This is a genomic window from Flavobacterium sp. UGB4466 (assembly GCF_903469665.1).
GTDB lineage: Bacteria > Bacteroidota > Bacteroidia > Flavobacteriales > Flavobacteriaceae > Flavobacterium > Flavobacterium lipolyticum.
Genome location: NZ_CAGKLC010000185.1, coordinates 1 through 4,867, shown reverse-complemented (window position 1 = coordinate 4,867; position 4,867 = coordinate 1). Strand labels below are relative to the sequence as shown.

At 36.6% G+C, this 4,867-nt stretch carries 1 protein-coding gene and 1 pseudogene; both read left to right on the top strand.

The annotated features are described in order from the left end of the window. The first annotated feature begins 229 nt into the window (after nucleotides 1-229). Complete coding sequence (locus JO950_RS21265) at nucleotides 230-4,432, top strand: DUF6531 domain-containing protein (RefSeq protein WP_202704435.1); 4,203 nt, start codon at nucleotides 230-232, stop codon at nucleotides 4,430-4,432. A 3-nt stretch (nucleotides 4,433-4,435) separates the two neighbouring features. Then, nucleotides 4,436-4,867: pseudogene (locus tag JO950_RS21260) on the top strand (hypothetical protein); the annotation flags it as partial.

Here is a 4,867-nt window from a genome sequence, read left to right as displayed (position 1 = left end):
AAATATAGTTACTTAAAGTATAAACCTAAAATTATCAATGCAAGAGCAAAAAAAATAATATAAGAAGCTATCTAATTATGTCTGTGTGTTATTTTTGTTTTATTGGTAAAAATAGTACAAAAATATTCGTTTTGTAAGTATTGTTTGTAATATATTTGAAGTTATGAGATTTCATGTATCCTAATTAACAAAATACATGAGGAATACCACTTAAGCAACATCATCAATTATGTTATTAACCGATAATCATTTAACCATAGTCGTGGGTATTGACATCCACTTTACTACTTTACCGCCATTTAATCCTTTTCATCCTTATATAGGGATTGTTATTGATCCTGCTGATTACATTCCTTTTTTAGGTACTTCGGTACATGTAAATGGTTTTAAACGCGGGAATTCTGATACAGGAGGTATTATTATTCCATTGCAACATATTCCGCTTTTTACACCACCTTGGTTGATGATGCCTATTATCGGACACGAGAGTATGAACTTCTTTGCCTCACAAACTGTATTTTCAGACGGTACCAGAATGAGTCCCAAAGGGCATATGCTGATGACTTGTAATGATATTGGAATTCCGCTCTCGATGTCATTGGGAAAAACCAAAGTAGGAAAAAAAATGTTACCGTTTGCTCCAACGCTTTTTGCCCCAACTTCATTTTCATTGCCGATCCCAACAGGAAAACCTGTAATGGTTGGTGGACCATATCCACCTGATTGGGGAGGAATGATTACAGGACTGGTTGCCAGTATTGGCTTTAGTACGCTATTGAAGAAAACGAGAGGTCTTATTAAAAAATTCAATACGAGTGGTAAATGCCCAGCAGGTCTCAAAAAAATCTTGTGCCGGTTTGGCTTTGAACCTATAAACTTAATTAATGGTGCCGTAATTTATGAAGGGAGCGATTTTAATATTGCCAATCCAATTTCTTTAAATTGGCAACGTACTTGGTACTCCGATTCTGATTATGTAGGCTGGCTGGGTCATGGTGTACATTGCGTATACGACAGAGCAGTAGAATTATATCCTGAAGACGATGCGGTGGGACTTCGTATGGATGATGGACGATTGGTTGCTTTTCCTGCTTTGATGCCCGAAGAAGAATTTTATCTCCGTGAAGAAAAAACAACCCTGAAAAGGACTCAGGACGGTTATCTGGCTTACGATCATACAAACAAACTGTTTTATCATTTCACCCTTTTTGACAGCAAGAAATACCAGCTCACTCAAATTACCAATCCTGGCGGACTTTCTGTCATTTTTGAATTTAAAGGATATATTCTGAACAGGATCATCGATTCGTCAGGCAGAGTCATCAAAGTAAGCAATAAAGAAGGATTCATTCAAAAGCTAGAACTTATTGGACCCGAACGGGAGGAACTTTTAGTAATGTATGAGTACGATCAGGAGGGTAATATAAGTACCATTATTGATGCGCTTCAAAAACCAACAACCATTGAATATGAAAATCATCTGATGATTAAAAAGACCGACCGTAACGGTCAGACTTTTTATTGGGAGTATGATACTCAAAACAAATGTACCCATACTTGGGGTGATGGCGGTTGGCAGGAAGGCTGGGTTGACTACCATACGGAAGAAGGCTATAATTTAGTCACTGATGCCAATGGAGCTGTAACTACATATTATTACGAGCCAAGTCAACTCGTTACACAAGTAAAAGACCCCATGGGTAATAGTATCTTTTACAATTATACCGAGTTTATGGAACTCTATCGCGAGATTGATCCCGAAGGACGCATCTTGGGCTTTAATTACGATGACAGAGGGAACAAAACCAGTACAGTTTACCCTGATGGTACGGAAGAAATCATGATCTACGATGAGGAAAATCGTCCATCAATAGCCATAGATCCTGAAGGCAATAAAACTGTTTATCTGTATAAAGGAGAAAGGGAGGATCAGCTCAAAACAATTATTGCTCCTGATAAAACCACTACCCATTTTAGTTATCATGATAATGGATTATTGGCTACGGTTGCCAAAAACAATAACAAACTAGAATTGATTTATGACGAGCAATTTAACCTTATAGAGTGGCGTGAGAATAATGAAAAGTTGAAATCATGGGAGTACGACCACAGAGGACGCGTACAGGCTATCTACACCCCAATACAAATGGCGGATTACTTTAGTTATGACGCATTGGACAGGGTAAGACAGATTGTAGAGAAAGACAGTAATGTCATACAGTTTACCTACAACAATTATGATGAAGTAATAGGTTTAAAAGACAATAAGAACAATATTAAGTTCAGTTATACCCCGATGGGAAGTCTTGCTACTCGAGAGCAGAATGGCGTAAAAGTGCGTTTTGATTATGACAAGATGGAGCAATTGCAGGGCATTAAAAACGAAGACAACGAAGTTTATTATTTCGCTCGTAACAAAGCAGGGCACATTATAAAAGAAACTGCCTTTGATGGTATTGTAAAAAAGTACCAGCGTAATCTGGCAGGTGAAGTGACCCGAATAGATCATGGCAATGGAAAATTTACCGAATACGAACAAGATGCACTGGGACGTATCACCAGAGCGGATTATCACGACGGTAATTGGGAAACGTACGGTTACAACAAAAATGGACAGCTCATTGAAGCTACCAACCAAAATGTAAGCATTTATTTTGAGCGAGATGCGGTAGGGCGTATCATACAAGAAACTCAAAAACAACAGCTCGACGCCAACCAAAATGGCATAACACTTTTATCAACCTATAACGCTTTAGGACAACGTACCAACATCTCTTCCAGCCTTGGAGCCGAAATCAATACCCATTACAACCAAAAAGGGCAGCTCGAGCGAATAGAAGCCCAGAGCAACGAACTTAAAGAACAGCATCAAAAGTGGGAAACCACCCTGAAACGAGATGAATTAGGACGTGAAATAGAGCGATTTGCAACAGGAGGACTGCACATTAAAACCAGTTACAACAACGGCGGGAAACAAAAAGAGCAGGAAGTATTTGCGAATGGCAAACGCACCGGATCACGTTTTTACAACTGGGACACCAATCAGCAATTACGTAGTGTTGTAAACCAAATAACTTCAAGTATCACTTATTTTGATTATGATGACTTTGGCAATCTGGCCAAAAGCTATAATGGAAACGAAGAACTTTATAAAACTCCCGATGCGGTAGGTAACTTATACAAAACTCCCGATCGTAGTGATCGTAAGTATGGTAAAGGTGGTAAGCTGTTACAGGACGAAAAGTATCATTACAGATATGATGAGCTTGGCAATCTGATACACAAAAGTGAAAGAAACATCAATGAGGAGCTAAAGTTTGAAGAACCAACCAATTGGATCGACAAACTGGCAGGTAACAGAAGCGAAGAAAACAGATTACAGCAGGAACATAAGCAATGGCAAAATGGAGACACCACCTATAATTGGCTGGCCAATGGCATGCTGGAAAGCGTCACCAACCCCGACGGAAAAACAGTACAGTTTGAATACGATGCCTTGGGCAGACGCACCGCAAAAATTGCAAACCCAAAAATTAATCGTTATGTTTGGGATGGAAACGTTCTTACTCACGAATGGGAGTACGATTTAAAAGATCGTCCTAAATTAATTGCCACTGTGGATGACTTACTCTATGATAAACCGGAACCGATTAAGAATTTAATCACTTGGGTGTATCAGGAAGGTTCGTTTGTTCCAACTGCTAAAATTGTTGGCAAGGAAAAGTTTTCGATTATCAATGATTATATTGGTAGACCAGTACAAGCTTATAATGAAACGGGCGAGTTAGTTTGGGAAACCAATTATGATATTTATGGTGACCTAAAAGATTTAACAGGAGATAAAAGTTTTATCCCTTTCAGGCAGTTGGGACAGTATGAGGATATAGAAACAGGGCTTTACTATAATAGGTTTAGGTATTATTCAAATGAAATTGGAGGATATATAAGTCAGGATCCAATAGGGTTACATGGAAATAACCCAAATTTTTATGCATATGTTCACAACAGTAACTCCTGGGTTGATATATTTGGTTTACTTGAAATAATTAGGACAATGTCTGAAATGGAAGCAAATTTAACAAGTGACAATAAAGGATTAGTTAGGGGAGCTAATAATTCCAGAGGAGCAAAGTGGGTTTCACAAGCTGTTGACCCATACGATACAGCAAAAGCTTCAAACCATAAAGTTATTTTTGATATGGATGACAGTACCAGCGATTTCTTGAAAACGGATAATTTAAATTATGATGAAATGGTTGGTGGAGAAAGTAAAAATATGAACAAGATTTTAACTAAAGACAATGAAAAAGGAGCCTTAGGTATTGGTGTGGACAAATTAAAAGAATTTAATGAAAGAATTAAGTCGATTACAATATTTAAAAAAGACAAAAAGGGTAACTGGAAAAAAGTTAAATCTATTAAATGTAAGTAATTCATGTATATAAATGAAGCTTTGAATTTCAATATTTTGAGGTTCTCGGGTAAAAAAGAAACATTAGAGAGCAAACGATGGAAGTTGTCAAATTTTCAAGATGCAAATTGTGTATATTCTTTAGGATTATTTTCTAAGAAACTTGATTTTGAAGAAATTTTATATTTGCTAAAAAATGAGACTTTGTCTAAAAAAATAGAATTAGATAATTTTGACCCGAGTGTTTTTGAAGATGTTTTTTCTATTATGGAAGTACTTTTAAGAATTTTTAAATTTAGGGAGTCGTCTTATATAAATGATCGATTAAAGAATTTTTGTTTTATTCAAATTTTATTGAATAATTTTAAAAAAAGTACTGTAGAAAAAAATGATTTGCATTTTGAAAAGATATTGTTTTTTAATCCTTGCTCTGAAGAATTCGTTGATCGTAATCAA